At 69.7% G+C, this 19,725-nt stretch carries 19 protein-coding genes; 7 read left to right on the top strand and 12 right to left on the bottom strand.

Annotated features, from left to right (window positions below):
• Nucleotides 1–28 precede the first annotated feature (28 nt).
• Nucleotides 29–556: a YbjN domain-containing protein gene (locus tag AB0E85_RS23935; RefSeq protein ID WP_361930605.1), complete on the bottom strand. Its 528-nt coding sequence runs from the start codon at nucleotides 554–556 to the stop codon at nucleotides 29–31.
• 165 nt (nucleotides 557–721) lie between these two features.
• On the opposite strand from AB0E85_RS23935, the gene AB0E85_RS23930 reads away from it, so the two are divergent.
• On the top strand, nucleotides 722–1,198 hold the full coding sequence (locus tag AB0E85_RS23930; protein WP_361930602.1) for a hypothetical protein: 477 nt from the start codon (nucleotides 722–724) through the stop codon (nucleotides 1,196–1,198).
• Nucleotides 1,199–1,210: 12 nt separating this feature from the next.
• Here AB0E85_RS23930 and clpB read toward each other — a convergent pair whose 3' ends face one another.
• On the bottom strand, nucleotides 1,211–3,808 hold the full coding sequence (clpB, locus tag AB0E85_RS23925) for an ATP-dependent chaperone ClpB (RefSeq protein WP_361930599.1): 2,598 nt from the start codon (nucleotides 3,806–3,808) through the stop codon (nucleotides 1,211–1,213).
• Nucleotides 3,809–3,911: 103 nt separating this feature from the next.
• Here clpB and AB0E85_RS23920 point away from each other — a divergent pair, with 103 nt between their 5' ends.
• A complete protein-coding gene (locus AB0E85_RS23920) occupies nucleotides 3,912–4,328 on the top strand; it encodes a TIGR03618 family F420-dependent PPOX class oxidoreductase (RefSeq protein ID WP_361930596.1) in 417 nt (138 codons plus the stop codon).
• Nucleotides 4,329–4,495: 167 nt separating this feature from the next.
• On the opposite strand, the gene AB0E85_RS23915 is transcribed toward AB0E85_RS23920, so the two are convergent.
• Nucleotides 4,496–4,831, bottom strand: a complete 336-nt coding sequence (locus AB0E85_RS23915; RefSeq protein ID WP_031142435.1) for a hypothetical protein — start codon at nucleotides 4,829–4,831, stop codon at nucleotides 4,496–4,498.
• A 303-nt stretch (nucleotides 4,832–5,134) separates the two neighbouring features.
• On the opposite strand from AB0E85_RS23915, the gene AB0E85_RS23910 reads away from it, so the two are divergent.
• Both AB0E85_RS23910 and AB0E85_RS23905 read left to right on the top strand, forming a co-directional pair.
• Nucleotides 5,135–6,157 carry a helix-turn-helix transcriptional regulator gene (locus tag AB0E85_RS23910; protein ID WP_361930593.1) on the top strand — a complete coding sequence of 341 codons (1,023 nt, stop codon included), beginning with the start codon at nucleotides 5,135–5,137 and terminating at the stop codon, nucleotides 6,155–6,157.
• Nucleotides 6,154–7,140 carry a helix-turn-helix transcriptional regulator gene (locus tag AB0E85_RS23905; RefSeq protein WP_361930590.1) on the top strand — a complete coding sequence of 329 codons (987 nt, stop codon included), beginning with the start codon at nucleotides 6,154–6,156 and terminating at the stop codon, nucleotides 7,138–7,140. The genes AB0E85_RS23910 and AB0E85_RS23905 overlap by 4 nt, the downstream gene beginning before the upstream one ends.
• Here the strand turns inward: AB0E85_RS23905 and AB0E85_RS23900 are convergent.
• The 7 genes from AB0E85_RS23900 to AB0E85_RS23870 form a co-directional block, all read right to left on the bottom strand.
• The gene (locus tag AB0E85_RS23900) at nucleotides 7,103–8,146 is read right to left on the bottom strand and encodes a LuxR C-terminal-related transcriptional regulator (protein ID WP_361930588.1); all 1,044 of its coding nucleotides are present in this window, start codon (nucleotides 8,144–8,146) and stop codon (nucleotides 7,103–7,105) included. The two genes, AB0E85_RS23905 and AB0E85_RS23900, sit on opposite strands and share 38 nt — an antisense overlap.
• A 198-nt stretch (nucleotides 8,147–8,344) precedes the next feature.
• Nucleotides 8,345–9,451, bottom strand: a complete 1,107-nt coding sequence (locus AB0E85_RS23895) for a substrate-binding domain-containing protein (protein ID WP_361930585.1) — start codon at nucleotides 9,449–9,451, stop codon at nucleotides 8,345–8,347.
• 281 nt (nucleotides 9,452–9,732) lie between these two features.
• The gene (locus AB0E85_RS23890; RefSeq protein WP_033310108.1) at nucleotides 9,733–10,185 is read right to left on the bottom strand and encodes a helix-turn-helix domain-containing protein; all 453 of its coding nucleotides are present in this window, start codon (nucleotides 10,183–10,185) and stop codon (nucleotides 9,733–9,735) included.
• A 5-nt stretch (nucleotides 10,186–10,190) separates the two neighbouring features.
• Entirely contained in the window at nucleotides 10,191–11,378 is a 1,188-nt protein-coding gene (dnaJ, locus tag AB0E85_RS23885) for a molecular chaperone DnaJ (RefSeq protein WP_361930583.1), read from the bottom strand.
• A 33-nt stretch (nucleotides 11,379–11,411) separates the two neighbouring features.
• Nucleotides 11,412–12,068, bottom strand: coding sequence for a nucleotide exchange factor GrpE (grpE, locus tag AB0E85_RS23880; RefSeq protein ID WP_033310106.1), 657 nt, complete (start codon nucleotides 12,066–12,068; stop codon nucleotides 11,412–11,414).
• A complete protein-coding gene (dnaK, locus tag AB0E85_RS23875) occupies nucleotides 12,065–13,918 on the bottom strand; it encodes a molecular chaperone DnaK (protein ID WP_361930579.1) in 1,854 nt (617 codons plus the stop codon). The genes grpE and dnaK overlap by 4 nt, the downstream gene beginning before the upstream one ends.
• 94 nt (nucleotides 13,919–14,012) lie before the next feature.
• Entirely contained in the window at nucleotides 14,013–15,032 is a 1,020-nt protein-coding gene (locus AB0E85_RS23870; RefSeq protein ID WP_361930577.1) for an MraY family glycosyltransferase, read from the bottom strand.
• A gap of 263 nt (nucleotides 15,033–15,295) precedes the next feature.
• On the opposite strand from AB0E85_RS23870, the gene AB0E85_RS23865 reads away from it, so the two are divergent.
• Nucleotides 15,296–17,623, top strand: a complete 2,328-nt coding sequence (locus AB0E85_RS23865; protein WP_361930574.1) for a heterodisulfide reductase-related iron-sulfur binding cluster — start codon at nucleotides 15,296–15,298, stop codon at nucleotides 17,621–17,623.
• 62 nt (nucleotides 17,624–17,685) lie between these two features.
• On the opposite strand, the gene AB0E85_RS23860 is transcribed toward AB0E85_RS23865, so the two are convergent.
• Nucleotides 17,686–17,970 (bottom strand): hypothetical protein, encoded by a 285-nt coding sequence (locus AB0E85_RS23860; protein ID WP_361930572.1) that lies wholly within the window; start codon nucleotides 17,968–17,970, stop codon nucleotides 17,686–17,688.
• Entirely contained in the window at nucleotides 17,970–18,272 is a 303-nt protein-coding gene (locus AB0E85_RS23855) for a hypothetical protein (protein WP_361930570.1), read from the bottom strand. Before AB0E85_RS23855 ends, AB0E85_RS23860 begins: the two co-directional genes overlap by 1 nt.
• A gap of 129 nt (nucleotides 18,273–18,401) precedes the next feature.
• On the opposite strand from AB0E85_RS23855, the gene AB0E85_RS23850 reads away from it, so the two are divergent.
• Nucleotides 18,402–18,944, top strand: a complete 543-nt coding sequence (locus AB0E85_RS23850; protein WP_361930567.1) for a UTRA domain-containing protein — start codon at nucleotides 18,402–18,404, stop codon at nucleotides 18,942–18,944.
• A complete protein-coding gene (locus tag AB0E85_RS23845) occupies nucleotides 18,941–19,720 on the top strand; it encodes a GntR family transcriptional regulator (RefSeq protein WP_361930564.1) in 780 nt (259 codons plus the stop codon). Before AB0E85_RS23850 ends, AB0E85_RS23845 begins: the two co-directional genes overlap by 4 nt.
• Nucleotides 19,721–19,725: the final 5 nt, after the last annotated feature.

Below are 19,725 nucleotides of genomic sequence, written 5' to 3'. Positions count from 1 at the left end.
CCACGCGCCGTGGCCCCGGCGTGGGAGCCTACTCGTCGTCCTCGGGCTTCTCCGCCTCGTTGATCTCCTCTTCGAGACCGAGCTGCTCGATGAGCCACTTGTCGAACTCGATCGCGGCGCGCACCCAGCTGACCGTCGAGGAGACGAAGTGCTCCAGGCTCACGCCCATGCCGATCAGCATCTGGGCCTCGCCGATCAGGCGGACCGTGCCGTCGTCGTGGGTGTGGCTGTAGACCTTGGGCCACAGGGTGCGGCGGTTCCAGTCGTCGATCGACTCCAGGATCTGCGGCTTGGCCTCGATCGCGTGGGGCCGGTCGTAGAACGTCCGCACGGAGAAGACCTGCTGGTCTCCCTCTCCCCGGAACATGAAGTAGGTGCGGAACTGCTCCCACGGCGCCGCGAGGTCTCCCTCGTCGTCGACGACGTACTTGAGCTCCATCTGGTCGAGGAGCTGCTTCACGAGGTCCTGATCCGGGACGACGGGGCCGGCCGGGCCGCCGGGCTGCGGCTCGGGCTGGCCCCCGAAGTTCGGAATCGAGGACGGGTCGATGGTCACCGTGAATTTCCCTTCGTACGGATTCCGCCATCCTCCCCCATGCGGGGAGGGGGGTGGCAAGCCCCGACAGACCCTGTCAGCCCTCGGCTGACAGGATCCGGTCAGCCGCAACCTCCGGGTACCCCGAACCGTCCTCCTGAGCAGCCGACGGAGGGAGCCGTGCTCATGCAGGCAGCGAACAGGGGCCACACCCGGTGGGGGATCCTCCTGCCCATTCTGGCCCTGCCGGTCGTGGTCCTCGGCGTCCTGATCGCCGGCCTGTTCCTGTGGGCCTGGTCGGACGAGGACGGCACCCGCGCGGGCGCGGCGGCGACGGTTCCCTGCGCCGAGGCCCTGGCCTTCGGGGCCGCCGAGCGCCCCGCGACCGCCCGCGTCGACAACTGCACCGTGCAGCGGGGCATCGACACCGCGTACGCGGCGGTGCTGCGGATGCCGCGCGAGGACGTCCGCGACTGGCTGCGCACGACCTACCCGGACGCCCCCGGGCCCCGCACGGGCGGCGGTGTCTGCGGGGCGCTGTGCCTCGACGTGACGCACGAGGACGGCCTTCCCGGCACGGCGGAGGCACACGTGGTGCAGGTGCGGGTCGAGTACGAGAACGCCGAGACGGCGCTGGTGCGCTTCTCGGCGTTCACGATGTGACCCGGGGCGGTCCTACAGCGTCTTGCCCGTGGCCGGGCCCACCAGCAGCCCGTCCTCGAAGCGGTCCACCCGGACCGTGTCGCCGTCCTTGATCTCCCCGGACAGGATCTCCTTGGCGAGCCGGTCGCCGATGGCGGACTGGACGAGCCGCCGCAGCGGCCGGGCGCCGTACGCCGGGTCCATGCCCTCCTCCGCGAGCCACGCCAGGGCCTCGGGCGTGATGTCCAGGGTGAGGCGCCGCTCGGCGAGCCGCTTGGCCAGCCGCTCCAGCTGGAGCTTCGCGATGCGCTCCAGCTCGGGCTTGGTCAGCGCCGAGAAGACGACCAGGTCGTCCAGGCGGTTGAGGAACTCCGGCTTGAAGGAGGTCCGCACCACCTCCAGGACCTGTTCCTTCTTCTCCTGCTCGCTGGTCACCGGGTCGACCAGGTACTGGCTGCCCAGGTTCGACGTCAGGACGAGGATCGTGTTGCGGAAGTCGACCGTGCGGCCCTGGCCGTCCGTCAGACGGCCGTCGTCCAGCACCTGGAGCAGGATGTCGAAGACCTCGGGGTGGGCCTTCTCCACCTCGTCCAGCAGCACGACGGAGTAGGGCCGCCTGCGCACGGCCTCGGTGAGCTGGCCGCCCTCCTCGTAGCCGACGTATCCGGGCGGGGCGCCGACCAGCCGGGCCACGCTGTGCTTCTCGCTGTACTCCGACATGTCGATGCGGACCATCGCCCGCTCGTCGTCGAAGAGGAAGTCGGCGAGGGCCTTGGCCAGTTCGGTCTTGCCGACGCCGGTCGGGCCGAGGAAGAGGAAGGACCCGGTGGGGCGGTCCGGGTCGGAGATGCCGGCGCGGGAGCGGCGTACGGCGTCCGACACCGCCCGCACGGCCTCGGTCTGGCCGATGAGCCGCTTACCGATCTCGTCCTCCATGCGCAGCAGTTTCTGCGTCTCGCCCTCCATCAGACGCCCGGCGGGGATGCCGGTCCAGGAGGCGACGACGTCGGCGATGTCGTCGGCGCCGACCTCCTCCTTGACCATCGTGTCCTTGGCGACCTCCTCCTCGGCCTCGCTGGCGGCCTCCAGCTCCTTCTCCAGGGCGGGGATCTCGCCGTAGAGCAGCTTGGAGGCGGTGTCGAAGTCGCCGTCGCGCTGGGCGCGTTCGGCCTGGCCGCGGATCTCGTCGAGGCGTTCCTTCAGCTCACCGACGCGGTTGAGGGACTGCTTCTCCTTCTCCCAGCGGGCGGTGAGGCCGCGCAGCTCCTCCTCCTTGTCGGCGAGGTCGCGGCGCAGCTTCTCCAGGCGCTCGCGGGAGGCCGCGTCGGTCTCCTTGCCGATCGCCAGCTCCTCCATCTTCAACCGGTCGACGGCGCGCTGGAGTTCGTCGATCTCGACGGGCGAGGAGTCGATCTCCATGCGGAGCCGGGAGGCCGCCTCGTCGACGAGGTCGATGGCCTTGTCGGGCAGGAAGCGGGAGGTGATGTACCGGTCGGAGAGCGAGGCGGCGGCGACGAGCGCGCTGTCGGCGATCTGCACCTTGTGGTGGGCCTCGTAGCGGCCCTTGAGTCCGCGCAGGATCGCGATGGAGTCCTCGACGGTGGGCTCGGCGACCAGTACCTGCTGGAAGCGCCGCTCCAGGGCGGGGTCCTTCTCGATCCGCTCGCGGTACTCGTCGAGGGTCGTTGCACCGACCATGCGCAGCTCACCGCGGGCCAGCATGGGCTTCAGCATGTTGCCGGCGTCCATGGCGGAGTCGCCGCCCGCGCCGGCCCCGACGACCGTGTGCAGCTCGTCGATGAAGGTGATGATCTGCCCGTCGGAGTCCTTGATCTCGGCGAGGACGGTCTTCAGCCGCTCCTCGAACTCGCCCCGGTACTTCGCGCCCGCGACCATGGCGCCGAGGTCGAGCGCGACGAGCCGCTTGTCCTTCAGCGACTCGGGCACGTCGCCCTTCACGATCCGCTGGGCGAGCCCCTCGACGACGGCGGTCTTGCCGACGCCGGGCTCGCCGATGAGGACGGGGTTGTTCTTCGTACGGCGGGAGAGGACCTGCACGACGCGGCGGATCTCCTGGTCCCGGCCGATGACCGGGTCGAGCCTGCCCTCCCGCGCGGCGGCCGTGAAGTCCGTCCCGAACTTCTCCAGGGCCTTGTACTGCCCCTCGGGGTCGGCCGTGGTCACCCGGCGCTGGCCCCGCGTCTTCTGGAAGGCGGCCTGGAGCTTCTTGGCGTCGGCCCCCTGCTGGGACAGCACCTCGCCGGCCGCGCCGCCCTTCGCGGCGAGGGCGATCAGGAGGTGCTCGGTGGAGAGGTACTCGTCCCCCAGGTCCTTGGCGCGGGACTGCGCGTCGGCGACGACGGCGAGCATCTCGCGGTTGGGCTGGGGCGGCGCGACGGTCGATCCGGTCACGCTGGGCAGGCCGGCGAGCACGCGCTCGGCCCCGGCGCGCACGGCGGCCTGGTCGGCGTCGACCGCGGCCAGCAGGTCGGTGATGTTCTCGTTGTCCTGTCCCTGGAGCAGCGCGAGCAGCAGGTGGGCCGGGGTGAGGTCGGGGTGCCCCTCGGTCACGGCCCGGTTGCTGGCAGCGTTGATCGCATCCCGGCTCCGGTTGGTCAGCTCGGCGTCCACGTTCGCGTTCTCCTCCTTGCACTGACCCGAACGGCTTGCACAAAGTTGAGTCTAGTGCACTCAAGGGCGGATCCGGGAGGCTCGGGGGTCTAAGTTCCGGGGCATGGCGACCAAGTACTCCGTCGACCCCGGCGCTCCGGACCCGTCGTATCTCAGCTTCTGGCGGGAGCGGCACCTGTGCACCCTGACGACTCCCCGGCCGGACGGCACTCCGCATCTGGTACCCGTCGGCGTCACATACGATCCCGAGGCCCGTCTGGCTCGGGTGATCACCAACCGGGCCAGCGCGAAGGTCCGGTACGTGCGGGCGGCCGGGGACCAGGGGGCGGCCGTCGCCGTCTGCCAGCTGGAGGGCCGCCGCTGGGCGACGCTGGAGGGCCGGGCCTTCGTCCGCGACGAGCCGGACCGGGTGGCCGAGGCGGAGCGGCGCTACGCGGAGCGCTACGGCAGGACGCCGTCGCCGAACCCGGCGCGCGTGGTGATCGAGATCCACCTGACGCGGGCGCTGGGGCGAGGTTGAGCGAAGTGAAAATCCACACCGGTGATCGACTGGTTCCAGCCACCCACGCCAGGTGTCGATACCCGGAAATGTCCCCGAAAACTGCAGCGGCGTCACCGTGTTCAGGTCACGGTGACGCCGCTGCGGGGGGAAGCACCTGAGCGATCTGTTACGACGGGGGAATCGCGTCAGGCACTGCGGGGGGTGGCAGAGATGGTCCTCGGGGCAGGGGAGTCGGCCTCCACCTGCTGGTGGTCCCGCTGGTCCAGGTTCACAAAGATCATTCCGTACCGTACGGCGCACCGCACCGGCTGCGGCGCCCCCCGAGGCCGCCGCAGACACCGGTAAGCCCGTACGTCCTCGTCCTCGTCCCGCGTGACGACCACCGGCTCGCCGAACACGGTCACCATCAACGAGTCGCCGCTGTGGGGGATGGCGGTGACCAGGTCGATGAAGTGCCAGCCGGAGCGGTAGGCCGTGGCCATCTCGCGGCGGAAGGAGCGGTCGTCGGGTGGAGTGGTCACATCAACGCTCCGAGTCCACGACGATGGCCGGCCAGTGACTGTCCGCCAGGACGTCACTCTTGACATCGCTCGTGACGCTCGCCGGCCAGTGACTGTCCGCCCGGGTGTCACCCTTCGCGCCGGAGTAACCCATCACTCCGATGACAGCGACGGCGGAGAGAGCGGCAGCAAGCACCGAGCGAAGCAGTCTCTTGCGCATAGTCGGCTTCGTCCTCACTTGTGAGTCTCCTCTTCCCCCGTCAGGTAAGACGATGGCTCATTCGAACACGTCATGGCCACACAATCGGTGCATCATGTTCCTGCATGTTCAGGACCCTGGGGGGTGGAGATTTCGTGGCAAATCAGACTAAGGCGGCGCATCCCCATGCGGTCACCGAGCTGTGCGAGGAAGGGAACCGACTCTATGCGAACGCCCTGCGTGCGGGGCGGATCGCACGCACGGACGCGAAGTCGGCGCCTTGCCTGGTCGAGTTCGCCCTTCTTCACCCGGACCCGGACGACGAGGACTGGCTGCGGCCGGTACCGCCGACAGTAGCGCTGGCCGAGCGTCTGCACCCGATCGAGCGCGACATCGCGGAGCGCCGACAGCTGTCGATCAAGATCGCGGACGCGTTCGAGCCGTTCATGGCCCTGGGCGCCCAGCTGACGACGACCGACCACTCGATCACGGTGCTGGAGGGCGGCGACCGGATCAACGCCGCCCTCAACCTGGCCACGGCCCAGTGCCAGGCGGAGATGCTCACCATCCAGCCCAGTGACGACCGCTTCTCCGAGCGAAGCCTCACCCAAGGACTCGAAAGGGACCGGCCCCTGATCGAACGGGGAGTCAGGATCCGGACGCTCTACCAGCACACGGCTCGCTACAGCCCTCAAAAACTGGCCTATGTGGCGCAACTCGCGAACAGCAAGGCGGAGTACCGCACGATCGACGAGGTGGTCGAGCGGCTCATCGTCTGCGACGGGACCGTCGCGTTCATTCCGGCCCGTGACGACCAGCAGGTTGCCCTCGAACTCCGCCACCCCGGACTGGTCCGGTACCTGGTGAAAGTCTTCGAGTTCATGTGGAGCCGCTCTGTTCCGCTGAGCGCCGGTGCCCCCTACGGTCCGGCCGCGGACGGCATCACGGACATCCAGTACTCCATCGCCAAGCTCCTCGTGGAGGGCCATGTCGACGAGGCCATCGCCCGCCGCCTCGGCATGAACGTCCGCACGTGCCGGGCCCACATCGCCAAGCTCGCGGCCACCCTCGGCAGCGGCAGTCGTGCCCAGCTCGGATTCCTCATCGCGCAGTCCGGAATCCTGGAGAGCACAGGTGCCGCGCAGTGAGCGGGCCGCACCGCGAGCACGGCGAGGACGACCTGTGCTCCCTGGGCACGGACCTGTACGAACGGGCGCTGCGTCAGGGCCGGCTGTCGACCGAGGAGAGCGGGGCCGCCCCCTGCATCGTCGACCTGGGTCTGGTGCACCCCGCCCTCGACGACCCCACCCGAATGGAACCTGTCGCTCCGGTTGTGGCGCTGCACCGGCTCCTGCGGAGCTCCGAGGAGCGGATCGCCGGCGAGCGGCGGCGCGAAGTACGGCTGGCCGAGACATTCGGCTCCCTCATGCGGATCGCCGACCCGTCCTCCGGAGCCGGTGAGACTCCACCGATCCAGCTCCTCACCGGCACGGAGCGGATCAATCGGGCCATCACCGACGCGGTGGCCGATGCCTCCGAGGAACTGATCACCGTCCAGCCCCGCGCCGGCCTCACCGGCGAACGCGGCCAGGCCGCCGACGCCGCGTCACTCGGCCGTGACCAGGCAGCGCTGGACCGTGGCTGCCGGATCCGCACCCTGTACCCGCACACGATGCGCCACTTTCCCCTGATCACGGCTCGTTGCGAGCGCCTGAAGGGCGACGTTCAGATCCGCACGCTGGACGAAGTCCCCGACCGCCTGGTCCTCATCGACCGCACGGTGGCCTTCGTCCCGGCCGGCGAGGACGGCAAACTGGCCCTGGAGATCAGGCATCCGGCCATCGCGGACCACCTGGCCGTCACTTTCGACCGCCTCTGGCGCCTGGCCACACCCATGTACCCCGAAGCCGCCCCCCAGCCCTCCCACAACGGCATCACCCCCCGCCAGCACGCCATCGCCGCGCTGCTCGTCGAAGGCCACACCGACGCCGTCATCGCCGACCGGCTCGGCATGAACATCCGCACCGCGCGCGTCCACATCGCCAAACTCGCCGCGACGCTGGGCAGTCAGAGCAGGGCGCAGCTCGGCTACCTCATCGGGCGGTCCGGGATCCTTGATCGGGGACGCTGAGGGACGGGGACGGGGCCGAGGTGGGCGGGCCGTCGAGGCCCGCCTGGGCGATGCGTACACCGAGTTGGGTCCGGCTCGCCGCCCCCAGCGTCTCCGAGAGGCGCGCGATGTGCGCCCGGCAGGTCCGGACGCTTATGCCCAGCCGTTCCGCGATGACGGCGTCCTGATGCCCTTCCGCCAGCAGCGCGGCGATCGACTGCTCCCGGTGGGAGATGCCCTCGATGCCGGTGTCGGGGAGCGGGGCCTTGAGGGGGATGGCCAGGCGCCACAGCCGGTCGAAGACCGTGACGAGGTACTCCACGATCGCCGGATGCCGTAGCTCGAGGGCCATCGTGCGGTCGGTGTTGGCGGGGATGAACGCCACCGTCCGGTCGAAGAGGATCAGCCGGTCGATCACCTCGTCCAGCGTGCGCGCCTCCACCGCGTCGCCCATCAGCTCCAGATAGGTCAGCAACCCCTGCCCGTGCCGGGCGACATGCGTGTACAGGTCCCGCATCCGCACGCCCCGGCCGCGCAGCGCCAGCGCCCGGTGCAGCCCCTCGGACAGCTCCGCCTCGCGGCGGATGCCGCCGGGCTGGACCGTGAGCACCTCGGCCGTGCACGCCTGGGTCGCCTCGTCCATCGCGGCCTGGATCCGGGCGAGTCCGTCCAGGACCCGGATCGCGGGGCCCTCAGCCGCCGGCGCGGCAGGCCGCACCTGGCGGCCCAGCCCGGCGTACCACTCGACGGCCGCGACGGCCGAGCCCACCCGCCGCTGGCTGGCGCTGACCTCGTCGTGCATCCCGCGCAGCAGCCGGGTCATGACCTCCTGCGGGGAGGTCGGCACCAGCCAGTCCATGTCGTCGGGATCCGGGTGCAGCAGGGCGAGTTCCAGCAGGCAGGGCACCGGATCCGCGTCCTGGCGCGGCACCCGGCCGCGCCGTACGGCCCGGGAATACACGCGATCCCCGGCCTCGCACAGTCGGTCGGCACCGTGTGGATGCTGCTCCGCCCCGTGCCCGGCCATCGCCCATCCCACCCCCGGTTCCGCCGTGTTTCCGCAGCGCAACTATGCGCGGACGGGGCGTGCTCCGCAACACGGCTCCCCGCGCGGCGACCACCGGAAACCACCGGTACGCACCGGAACCTCCAGGCCTCACACGGTCCTGTCGCGGCAGCCCGTCAGGGGTGGGTGAGCCCGGCGCGATGTGCGCCGGGCGCGCGGCTACTTCAGACCGATGGCCCGGCACGCCGCCTTGTACTCGGCCGTGCAGATGTCCGACAGCTTGTAGATGTCGTCCGCGACCACCGTGTCCTTGATGTTCTCCTTGGTGAGCGCGACCACGGGCACGAGCTGGGCCGGGATGCCCTTGTGGGTGGGGCTGTCGACCTTGTCGCGGGTGAGTGCGGCGAACTGGATGTCGCGGCCCTGGACCTTGGCGACCGCCATCTCCGCGGCGTTCTCCGCCTCCTGCGGGTAGGACTTGTACACGCTCATGTACTGCTCGCCGCTGATGATCCGCTGCACCGCCGGCAGCTCCGCGTCCTGCCCGGTGATGGGCGGCAGGTCGGTCACGCCCGCGGCCTTGAGCGCCTTGAGGATGCCGCCCGCCATGCCGTCGTTGGCGGAGTACACCGCCGCGATGTTGCCCTTGCCGATCTTCTGGATCGCGCCGGCCATGTTGGCCTCGGCGTTCTCCGGCTTCCAGTCCTTGGTGTCGAAGGACTCGGCGATCGTCACCTTGCCGTTCAGCTCGGACATCGCCCCGGCCTTGAACTGCTTGGCGTTCGGGTCCGTCGACGAGCCGTTCATCATGACGATCTTGTCGGAGAGGCTCGCCTTCTCGCCGATGGCCTCCAGCAGGGTCCGGCCCTGGACCTCGCCGACCAGCTCGTTGTCGAAGGAGATGTACGCGTCGATCGGGCCCTCGGCCAGCCGGTCGTAGGCGATGACCGGGATGCCGGCCTCCTTCGCCTTCTTCACCTCGCTCGCGATGGCCTTGGAGTCGACGGCGTCCAGCAGGATCACGTCGACCCGGTCGTCGATCATCTGCTGCATCTGGGTCGCCTGCTTGTCCGAGCTCGCCTCGGCGTTGGCGTACTCGACGCGGCCCTTGTCGTTGGTGAGCGACTCGACCTTCGTCTTGATGATCGGGTAGTCGAAGTTCTCGTAGCGCGTGTTGGCCTTCTCCGGCAGCAGCAGGCCGACGGTGATGTCGTTGCCCTTCGCCGGACTCGCGTCGTCACTGCTCCCCGTCGCGTTGAGCGCGCCGCAGCCGGCGAGCGTGACGGAGATCGTGGCGGCTGCCACGGATATGGCGATACGACGCATGCGGGGGCTCACTTCGCGTGTGATTCGGACGTGGGCGCAGCTTTGGTGCCCATGTGACTGAAAAGCCAACGCGGACGCGCCCCCCAGCGTCAAGCGGAACCACTTAACGAGATGACAACACCACGCTCCGCAGTGGTTGTGAAGACTCTGCGGAATCACCTTCAAGTGGTGCACACCACCCGGTCATCCACGGGAGGCCCAGCGAAACCGGGGCAAGGCGCTCCAAGTACGCGAAAGGGGCCGGGAGTCGACTCCCGGCCCCTTTCGCGTGCGTACGCGCGTCAGTCGGACTGCTGCTGCCGCTTCGGCCGCCACACCACCAGCGCGCTGGTCTGCTGCACCTCCTGGTACGGCACCAGGTCGCGGCGGTACGACGCGTGCACCGCCGCCTCGCGCTGGCGCATCGCCGCCGCCGCGCCGTCGAGCGCGTCCTGCATCTCGGCCACCCGGGCCTGGAGCGCGGCGACCTGGTTCTCCAGTTCGATGATGCGCTTGATTCCGGCCAGGTTGATGCCCTCGTCCTGCGACAACTGCTGCACGGTGCGCAGCAGTTCGATGTCACGGGCCGAGTAGCGCCGGCCCCGGCCCGCGGTGCGGTCCGGGGAGACCAGGCCCAGCCGGTCGTACTGGCGCAGGGTCTGCGGGTGCAGGCCGGACAGCTGGGCCGCCACCGAGATGACGTAGACCGGGGTCTCCTCGGTCAGTTCATACGGATTGCGTCGACGACCGTCCATCTGACTCATGCTCCCTTCGCGGCCTGGAACAGATCCGCCCGCGGGTCCTCACCCGCGGTCGCCTCGCGATACGCCTCGAGTGCGTCACGAGCCTTCCCCGTCAGGTCCTTCGGAACACTCACCTCCACGGTGACCAGGAGGTCGCCGCGGGTGCCGTCCTTGCGGACCGCGCCCTTGCCCCGGGCGCGCATGGTGCGGCCGTTGGGCGTGCCGGGGGGCAGCTTCAGCGTGACGGGCGGGCCGCCGAGCGTCGGCACCCGCACCTCGCCACCGAGGGCCGCCTCGGTGAAGGTGACCGGGACGGTGACGGTGAGGTTGTCGTCCTTGCGGCCGAACACCGGGTGGGTGTCGACGTGCACGACGACGTACAGATCGCCCGCCGGGCCGCCGCGCTCGCCCGGCGCGCCCTTGCCGCGCAGCCGGATCCGCTGGCCGTCGCTGACGCCCGCGGGGATGCGCACCTGCATGGTCCGGGAGGACTTGGCCCGGCCGCTGCCCTTGCAGACGTCGCAGGCGTTCTCCGCGATCAGGCCGCGGCCCTTGCAGTCCGGGCAGGGGTCGGTCAGGGAGAAGCCGCCGCCGCTGCCCCGGGCGACCTGCCCGGTGCCGACGCAGGTCGGGCACACGCGGGGTGTGCCGTTCTTGTCGCCGGTGCCCGAACAGGCCTTGCAGGGAGACTGCGACGACATCCGCAGCGGGACCGTCGCGCCCTCGATCGCCTCGGTGAAGCTGAGCGTGACCTCGGACTCGATGTCCTGGCCGCGCCGGGGGTGCGTACGCGTCCCCGGCCCGCCCGCGCCACCGCGGTTGAACAGGCCCCCGAAAACGTCACCGAGACCGCCGCCGAAGCCGCCGGCCCCCTGGCCGCCGCCCTGGGCGCCGCCTCCGAAGAGGTCGCCCAGGTCGAAGTTGAAGGAGCCGCCCGCGCCGCCCGGCCCCGGGCGGAAGCCGCCGTTGCCGAAGAGGGCGCGCGCGTCGTCGTACTCCTTGCGCTTCTTGGGGTCGCCGAGGATGTCGTTGGCCTCGGAGATCTCCTTGAAGCGCTCCTCCGCCTTGACGTTTCCCTTGTTGGCGTCCGGGTGGTTCTCGCGGGCGAGCTTCCGGTACGCCTTCTTGATCTCGGCCTCGGTGGCGTCCTTGGGGACGCCGAGGACCTTGTAGTAGTCCTTCTCGATGAAGTCCTTGGTGCTCATCCTCGACGCCCCTCCTTCCCTTCGTCTATGACGTCAGCCCTCGTCCGGGCCACCGCTCTCCTTGTCGTCGGCGTCGGCGGACTCGTCCGCCTTGACCGTCTGCGCCCCCGGCTGGGGTTCGGCCACGGCCACCCGCGCGGGGCGGATGGTGCGCTCGCCGATCCGGTACCCGGGCTGCAGGATCGCGACGCACGTCGTCTCGGTGACGTCCGGTGCGTAGCTGTGCATCAGGGCTTCGTGGATCGTCGGGTCGAAGGGCTCGCCCTCCTTGCCGAACTGCTGAAGGCCCATCTTCGCCGCGGTGCTCTCCAGCGACTCGGCGACGGACTTGAAGCCGCCCACCAGTTCGCCGTGTTCCCGCGCGCGGCCGATGTCGTCGAGCACGGGCAGGAGCTCGGTCAGGAGGTTCGCGATGGCGATCTCCTTGACCGCGATCCGGTCGCGCTCGACCCGGCGGCGGTAGTTCTGGAACTCGGCCTGGAGGCGCTGGAGGTCCGCCGTGCGCTCGCTGAGCGCCGTGCGGGCCTGGTCCAGCTGGGCCACCAGGGCCGCGTCCTGGCCCGTGTCCCCGGCCGGGGCCGCCCCCTCCTCCGCGGAGGGGGAGGCGGCCTTCGGCTCGGCGTCTTCGGAGGTGGCGCCGGAAGGGACGTCGGGCTGCTGCTCGTCGAAGCCCGGGGTCTCCTCCGTCACGCGGCACCGTCCTTCCGGTCCTCGTCGACGATCTCGGCGTCGACGACGTCGTCGTCGGCCTTGGCACCACCGGCGGCACCGGCGTCACCGGCGGGGCCACCGGCGGCCTGGGCCGCACCCGCGTCCGCGTACATGGCCTGGCCGAGCTTCTGCGAGACGGCCGCGACCTTCTCGGTGGCGGTGCGGATCTCGGCGGAGTCCTCGCCCTTGAGCTTCTCCTTCAGCTCGGCGACGGCCTCCTCGACCTCGGTCTTGATGTCGCCCGGGACCTTGTCCTCGTTGTCCTTGAGGAACTTCTCGGTCTGGTAGACGAGCTGCTCGCCCTGGTTGCGGGACTCGGCGGCCTCGCGGCGCTTGTGGTCCTCCTCCGCGTACTGCTCGGCCTCCTGGCGCATGCGGTCGACCTCGTCCTTCGGCAGCGAGGAGCCGCCGGTGACGGTCATCTTCTGCTCCTTGCCCGTGCCCAGGTCCTTCGCGGTCACGTGCATGATGCCGTTGGCGTCGATGTCGAAGGACACCTCGATCTGCGGGACGCCGCGGGGCGCCGGCGGCAGACCGGTCAGCTCGAACATCCCGAGCTTCTTGTTGTACGCCGCGATCTCGCGCTCGCCCTGGTAGACCTGGATCTGCACGGAGGGCTGGTTGTCCTCGGCGGTGGTGAAGATCTCGGACCGCTTGGTCGGGATCGTCGTGTTCCGCTCGATGAGCTTGGTCATGATGCCGCCCTTGGTCTCGATGCCGAGGGACAGCGGGGTGACGTCGAGGAGCAGGACGTCCTTGACCTCGCCCTTGAGGACACCGGCCTGGAGGGCGGCGCCGATGGCGACGACCTCGTCCGGGTTGACGCCCTTGTTGGCGTCCTTGCCGCCGGTCAGCTCCTTGACGAGCTCGGCGACGGCGGGCATACGGGTCGAGCCGCCGACCAGGACGACGTGGTCGATCTCGCTGATGGAGATGCCGGCGTCCTTGATGACGTTGTGGAACGGCGTCTTGCAGCGCTCCAGGAGGTCCGCGGTCAGCTGCTGGAACTGGGCGCGGGTGAGCTTCTCGTCGAGGTGCAGGGGGCCCTCGGCGGAGGCGGTGATGTAGGGCAGGTTGATCGACGTCTCGGTGGACGAGGACAGCTCGATCTTCGCCTTCTCGGCGGCCTCGCGCAGACGCTGGAGGGCCATCTTGTCCTTGCCCAGGTCCACGCCGTGGCCGGACTGGAACTGCTGGACGAGGTAGTCGACGACGCGCTGGTCCCAGTCGTCACCACCGAGGTGGTTGTCACCGTTGGTGGCCTTCACCTCGACGACGCCGTCGCCGATCTCCAGCAGCGAGACGTCGAAGGTGCCGCCACCGAGGTCGAAGACCAGGATGGTCTGGTCGTCCTTGTCGAGGCCGTACGCCAGGGCGGCGGCGGTCGGCTCGTTGACGATGCGCAGCACGTTCAGGCCGGCGATCTCGCCGGCCTCCTTCGTGGCCTGGCGCTCGGAGTCGTTGAAGTACGCCGGGACGGTGATGACCGCGTCGGTCACCTTCTCGCCCAGGTAGGACTCGGCGTCACGCTTCAGCTTCTGGAGCACGAAGGCGCTGATCTGCTGCGGGTTGAAGGGCTTCCCGTCGAGCTCGATCTTCCAGTCGGTGCCCATGTGACGCTTCACGGAGCGGATGGTCCGGTCCACGTTCGTGACCGCCTGGCGCTTGGCCACCTCTCCGACGAGCACCTCACCGTTCTTGGCGAAGGCGACGACGGACGGCGTGGTCCTGGCGCCCTCGGCGTTGGTGATGACGGTGGGCTCGCCGCCCTCCAGAACGCTGACGACGGAGTTAGTCGTGCCCAGGTCGATGCCGACCGCACGTGCCATGGTTGATTCCTCCAGCTGACTTGAGTGGAACGGACTCAAGTGTGCACGACGGCCCCCAACCGGTCAACAGAGCTGAGTCGGGCAGGCTCAACTCTTATCCGTTCCTTACACGCAATGCCCCGCCGACCTGCGGCGATACGCTCCGTCGAGGTCCGTACACAGGCACTCGCAAGAGGGCGAGCACCACCACGAGGGCCCCTCCCGCCACCCACCACAGGGCGCCCGCCCCGATCCGGCCGGCATGCGCGAGTACCCCCACGAGCATCCCGGACAACGCCCCGGTTCCCAGCAGCAGACTCGCCCCCGGCGCGGTCAGCCCGAGCCGCCGCAGCCGGTGCGCGAGATGATCGGGGCCACTGCGGAGCACGCCCCGCCCGCCCAGCCGCCGCGCCCCCAGCACGAGCACGGCGTCGGCACCCGCCAGGGCGGTCAGCGCGAACAGCACTCCCGCGCTCTCCCCCACCCCGGACCCGGCCCGGGCGTACACGGCCCCGACGGCGATCACGAATCCGGCGGACATGGCCCCGCAACTGCCCAGCGCCACGCGCGCGGGATGCCAGTTGTGCAGCAGGAACCCCGTCAGGGCGGCGGCCAGGACGCTCATGAGCCCCGCGACCCCGTCCATCACCTCGACGGCCGCACAGGCCGCCACCCCGAAGGCGGCGACGAGCCCGGCCGTACCGGCCAGCCCGTCGGCGTGATCGAGCCCCCGCAGCCCGAACACCACCGCCACGACCCACCCGACGGCCAGCAGCCCGGTCCCCACCCCCGTCTCCCCGTACGGCACGACACACGCGGCGGCCACGCCGGTGCCGGCGGCCAGCACCCGTCGCCGCAGCCGCCACACGTCGTCGACGAGCCCGAGCAGCGCGACGGCGCCCGCGGCCACGAGCACCCCCGTCGTCCCGTCGGCGGGCGGCGCGACCTCCAGCCATTCCCCGCCCCACACGACCAGCCCCGTGACGAGCACGACGGCGACGCCCCCGGACAGCGGCACGTCCCGCTGCCGCCGCCGCTCGACCAGCCGCAGCCGCAGGGCGGGGGCCCGCAGGGCGGCCGAGAGCACGGCGGTGAGGAGGAGGGCGGTGGCGGCGGCGGTGATCCCGTAGAGCACGGATATAAGGTAGGCGGGATTATGACAATTCGGTATGAATAACACGAGGAGATGGCGCCGGGATCGCGACGGGACGGGGACCGGATCCGGCCCGTTTCTGAGGCAACCCTCAGCGATTCAGATCACTGCCCACCCGGCTACAGTGCGGCGGAGGATGAGGGTAGTCTCAGACGGACTGCATAAGTTACCGCTTAGTAATTTCGGGGAACCCTGGAAAACGACAGGTCACCCGACGAAACCCCTCGCAGGCCCGAGGAGCCCCCATGCAACTCGCCGCGATCATCGTGTCGCTGGTTCTGACCGTGGTCGGCGTCGCGCTGCTCGCACGCGCGATCGGCCAGTTCGTCCGGTACTTCAAGCTGGGCCAGCCGGTCCCGGCCGGTACCCGGACCGACAACCCCTACCAGCGCAGCGTGACCCTGGTGAAGGAGTTCCTCGGCCACACGCGCATGAACCGGTGGGGCATCGTCGGTGTCGCCCACTGGTTCGTCGCCGTCGGCTTCCTGACGCTCCCGCCGACCCTCGCCCAGGCCTTCGGCCAGCTGTTCCAGGCCGACTGGGTGCTGCCGGTCATCGGTACGTTCCTGCCGTTCGAGCTGTACATCGAGTTCATCGGCGTGATGACGATCCTGGGCATCGCGGTGCTCATCGTGATCCGCCTGCTGAACCTGCCGAGCCGCCCGGGCCGCAAGTCCCGCTTCGCCGGTTCCAAGGCCGGCCAGGCGTACTTCGTCGAGTACGTCATCCTCACCATCGGCCTGGCGATCTACGTCCTGCGGGGCCTGGAGGGCGCGCTCCACCACGTCGACCACTACGAGGCGTCCTACTTCGCGTCGTACCCGCTGGTGCTCGCGTTCAAGGGACTGAGCGTCACGGCGCTGCAGAACCTCGTCTACTTCGTCGCGATGATCAAGATCGGCACCTCGTTCGTCTGGATGATCGTGGTGTCGCTCAACACCAACATGGGTGTGGCCTGGCACCGCTTCCTGGCGTTCCCCAACATCTGGTTCAAGCGCGAGGCGAGCGGCGGCACGGCCCTCGGCGCGCTCCAGCCGATGACCTCGGGCGGCAAGCCGATCGACTTCACCGACCCGGGCGACGACGACGTCTTCGGTGTCTCCCAGGTCGAGCAGTACTCGTGGAAGGGCCTGCTGGACTTCTCCACCTGCACCGAGTGCGGCCGCTGCCAGTCGCAGTGCCCCGCCTGGAACACGGGCAAGCCCCTCTCCCCCAAGCTGCTGATCATGTCGCTGCGCGACCACGCGCACGCCAAGGCGCCGTACCTGCTGGCCGGCGGCGGCAAGACCATGGAGGGTGAGGAGAAGGCGTCCGAGGAGCAGCTCAAGGACGTTCCCGCGGCGGCTCTCGCCGAGGCCGAGCGCCCGCTGGTCGGCACCGCCGAGGAGAACGGCGTCATCGACCCGGACGTCCTGTGGTCCTGCACCACCTGCGGCGCCTGCGTCGAGCAGTGCCCGGTGGACATCGAGCACGTCGACCACATCGTCGACATGCGCCGCTACCAGGTGATGATCGAGTCGTCGTTCCCGTCCGAGGCGGGCACGATGCTCAAGAACCTGGAGAAGAAGGGCAACCCCTGGGGCCTGGCGAAGAAGCAGCGCCTGGAGTGGCTCAAGGAGGTCGACTTCGAGGTCCCGGTCGTCGGCAAGGACATCGAGGACCTGTCCGAGGTCGAGTACCTGTACTGGGTCGGCTGCGCCGGCGCCCTGGAGGACCGCGCCAAGAAGACCACCAAGGCCTTCGCCGAGCTGCTCCACATCGCGGGCGTCAAGTTCGCGATCATGGGCGGCGACGAGAAGTGCACGGGCGACTCGGCCCGCCGCCTGGGTAACGAGCCCCTGTTCCAGGAGCTCGGCATGGAGAACGTCATGGCGCTGAACATGGCGTTCGGCGAGGAGATGGACGACGAGGGCAAGGTGGTCGCCGAGTCGGCGAAGCCCAAGTCCGCCAAGAAGATCGTCGCCACCTGCCCGCACTGCCTCAACACGCTCGGCAACGAGTACCCGCAGCTCGGCGGCGACTACGAGGTCATCCACCACACGCAGCTGCTCCAGCACCTCGTCGACGAGGGCAAGCTGATCCCGGTCACGCCGGTCGAGGGCATCATCACGTACCACGACCCGTGCTACCTGGGCCGTCACAACAAGATCTACACGCCGCCGCGCGAGATCATCGCGAGCGTCCCCGGCATCCGCAACGAGGAGATGCACCGCCACAAGGAGCGCGGCTTCTGCTGCGGCGCCGGTGGTGCGCGGATGTGGATGGAGGAGCGGATCGGCAAGCGCATCAACAACGAGCGCGTCGACGAGGCCCTCTCGGTCAACCCCGACATCGTCTCGACGGCCTGCCCCTTCTGCCTGGTCATGCTCACGGACTCGGTCAACGGCAAGAAGAACGAGGGCAAGGCGAAGGAGTCCATCACGGTCGTGGACGTCGCCCAGCTCCTGCTGGACTCGGTGAAGACGCCGGTCCCGGCGGAGACCGAGACCGACGACGACGGCGACGATGACGGCGAGCCGCCGGCCGGCACGTCGGACTCCACGAGCGCGCCGGAGCCGGAGCCGGTGAAGTAGCCGACCCCAGCTGTCCTTTCCTGCGCCCCCTGCCCGAGTCATCGGGCAGGGGGCGTCGGCGTTCACCCCCGGGTCCTGAGCTCCCGGCTCTCGGCAACGCGGAGAACGTCCCGCAGGGCCTCGGTGAGGCACTCGGCCAGGAAGCGGAGCTGCGCCTCGGTGGCGTCGGGGAGCAGGTCCTCGGCGTGGGCGAGAAGCCGGGCGCCCATGTCGAGCTGGGTCGCTTCGGTGATGTCGGCGAGACGGGACAGGCGTCCGCCTTCGTCGTCCGTGATCAGGAAGCAGGGCTTGGCTTCGGGACCGGTCCAGGGCAGGAGCCGCAGCGTACGACGCGGGCCGGCGCCCATCAGGCGACCCCGATACCGGCGGCCGGATACAGACCTGCCCCCGGCCATGCCGATGTGGTGTCGCCCCGTTGGCGCCACTGCTGCCGTTCATGGGCGACGAGGTAGGGGCGCACGGCGACGGTGGAGGTGCCGTCGATGACGATGTCCGCGCAGTAAGGGCTGCGATGGACGGGGAGAGGGGGGATCCGCGGGGAGGTGACACCGGTGGCGAGGCGGGGATCGTGTAAAGCGTGATGGTGCGCCCGGCGGAGACGGCATGACAGGCCCGCCCAGGCGACGAGACAGCGCAGAAGCTCGGCCATGAGCCCCGACCTTACTGGAGTTCACGAAAGGCGGCAAGGTTGCACCTGACGTGCCATGAACCTCTGGCCACCGAGTCGCTTACCGTGTAAAGCGGCAAGGTTGCACGAGCATCAGTTGTGGAGGGGATCGTGAGCACAAGCCGGTGGGTCAGTACGTCGATGCCGTATCTGACGCCCCGTGGGCAGGGGCAGGGCGACGCCTGGAGCGCGGACGCGGCCGCCCGGGGCAGGCGTGGATCCCAGCGCATCGTGCATGCCGGAGAGGTGCCCGCACCTGGCGAGGTTGCGCGGCTGCTCGGGGTCCAGGACGGAGAGCCGGTCGTCGTGCGACGCCGCCTGATCCTCTTGGACGACGAGCCGAACGAACTGACCGACACGTACTACCCCACCGCCATCGCACGAGGTACCCCTCTTGCCGGAACGGCCAAGATCCGGGGCGGAGCCGTCACCCTGCTCGCCGAGTTGGGACATGTCGGCGCCCTGGTCAGGGAGGACGTCACCGCCGGACTGCCGGATGAGGAAGAGCAGGAGACCCTGCGGCTTACCGGGGCAGACCCCGTCCTGCGCATGACCAGGCTCACCCTGAGTCACGAGGACCGGCCGATCCAGGTCGACCGTATGGTGATGCCCGCCCAGCGCCAGCAGTTGCGCTACGAGATCAGAATCGGATGACCGTGCCCAAGGCAGAACCGGAAGCTCACGACCGCCGCTCACTGCACGAGCGGATCGCGGCCGACCTGCGCGACGACATCATGACCGGCGAGTTGCCGCCGGGTGCGAACCTTCCCTCCACCGCACAGCTCAAGAGCCGCTTCGACGCGTCGAACGCCACGGTCCAGAAGGCACTTCAACTTCTGAAGGACGAGCGCCTGGTGGTGGGACGGGCAGGTGCAGCGGTGACGGTGCGCGAGCACCGGCAGCGGACGATAAGTCCTGCCACGTCCCTCACACCCGCAGCAGCCGGCGAGCCCTACCCCTGGCTGGCCGAGGCTGCCAAGCACGGCAGGGACGCCCGCATCACCCTCCTCGACGTAACGGAGACGAGCGCACCCGCGGACATCCGCGCGGCTCTCGGGCTTCGGGAAGACGAGACCGCCGTACGGCGCAGCCAGCTGCTGCTGATCGACGACGAACCGGCGGAACTCGTGCGGTCCTACTACCCCCTGGACATCGCACGGGGTACGCCACTGATGGACCGGCGCCGCGTCAAGGGCGGCACCGCGACCCTGCTCAGGGAACTGGGCCACACGCCCCACCACTGCGTGGACCGGGTCTCGGCGCGGGTCCCCACACAGGAACAGTTCGTAGCCCTGCGCCTTCCCGGCAACCTGCCGGTCCTGTGCACGCTCCGGGTCGTGCACGCGGCCAACGGACGCCCGATCGAAGCGACGTCCATGGTGAAGGCCGGGCATCTCTACGAGTTGCAGTACGAGTTCGCACCGGAGTGAGGCCC

The organism is Streptomyces sp. NPDC029044 (assembly GCF_040637495.1).
Lineage (GTDB): Bacteria > Actinomycetota > Actinomycetes > Streptomycetales > Streptomycetaceae > Streptomyces.
Note: the sequence above shows the minus strand (reverse complement) of the source record. Positions and strands in the feature narration are given on the sequence as shown.

Excerpts from the sequence above, each read along its gene's own strand:
- AB0E85_RS23930 (WP_361930602.1), top strand. The coding sequence starts at position 722 with ATGCAGGCAGCGAACAGGGGCCACACCCGGTGGGGGATCCTCCTGCCC.
- AB0E85_RS23920 (WP_361930596.1), top strand. The coding sequence starts at position 3,912 with ATGGCGACCAAGTACTCCGTCGACCCCGGCGCTCCGGACCCGTCGTAT.
- AB0E85_RS23910 (WP_361930593.1), top strand. The coding sequence starts at position 5,135 with ATGTTCAGGACCCTGGGGGGTGGAGATTTCGTGGCAAATCAGACTAAG.
- AB0E85_RS23900 (WP_361930588.1), bottom strand. The coding sequence starts at position 8,146 with ATGGCCGGGCACGGGGCGGAGCAGCATCCACACGGTGCCGACCGACTG.
- AB0E85_RS23895 (WP_361930585.1), bottom strand. The coding sequence starts at position 9,451 with ATGCGTCGTATCGCCATATCCGTGGCAGCCGCCACGATCTCCGTCACG.
- AB0E85_RS23890 (WP_033310108.1), bottom strand. The coding sequence starts at position 10,185 with ATGGACGGTCGTCGACGCAATCCGTATGAACTGACCGAGGAGACCCCG.
- dnaJ (WP_361930583.1), bottom strand. The coding sequence starts at position 11,378 with ATGAGCACCAAGGACTTCATCGAGAAGGACTACTACAAGGTCCTCGGC.
- dnaK (WP_361930579.1), bottom strand. The coding sequence starts at position 13,918 with ATGGCACGTGCGGTCGGCATCGACCTGGGCACGACTAACTCCGTCGTC.
- AB0E85_RS23865 (WP_361930574.1), top strand. The coding sequence starts at position 15,296 with ATGCAACTCGCCGCGATCATCGTGTCGCTGGTTCTGACCGTGGTCGGC.
- AB0E85_RS23860 (WP_361930572.1), bottom strand. The coding sequence starts at position 17,970 with ATGGGCGCCGGCCCGCGTCGTACGCTGCGGCTCCTGCCCTGGACCGGT.
- AB0E85_RS23855 (WP_361930570.1), bottom strand. The coding sequence starts at position 18,272 with ATGGCCGAGCTTCTGCGCTGTCTCGTCGCCTGGGCGGGCCTGTCATGC.
- AB0E85_RS23845 (WP_361930564.1), top strand. The coding sequence starts at position 18,941 with ATGACCGTGCCCAAGGCAGAACCGGAAGCTCACGACCGCCGCTCACTG.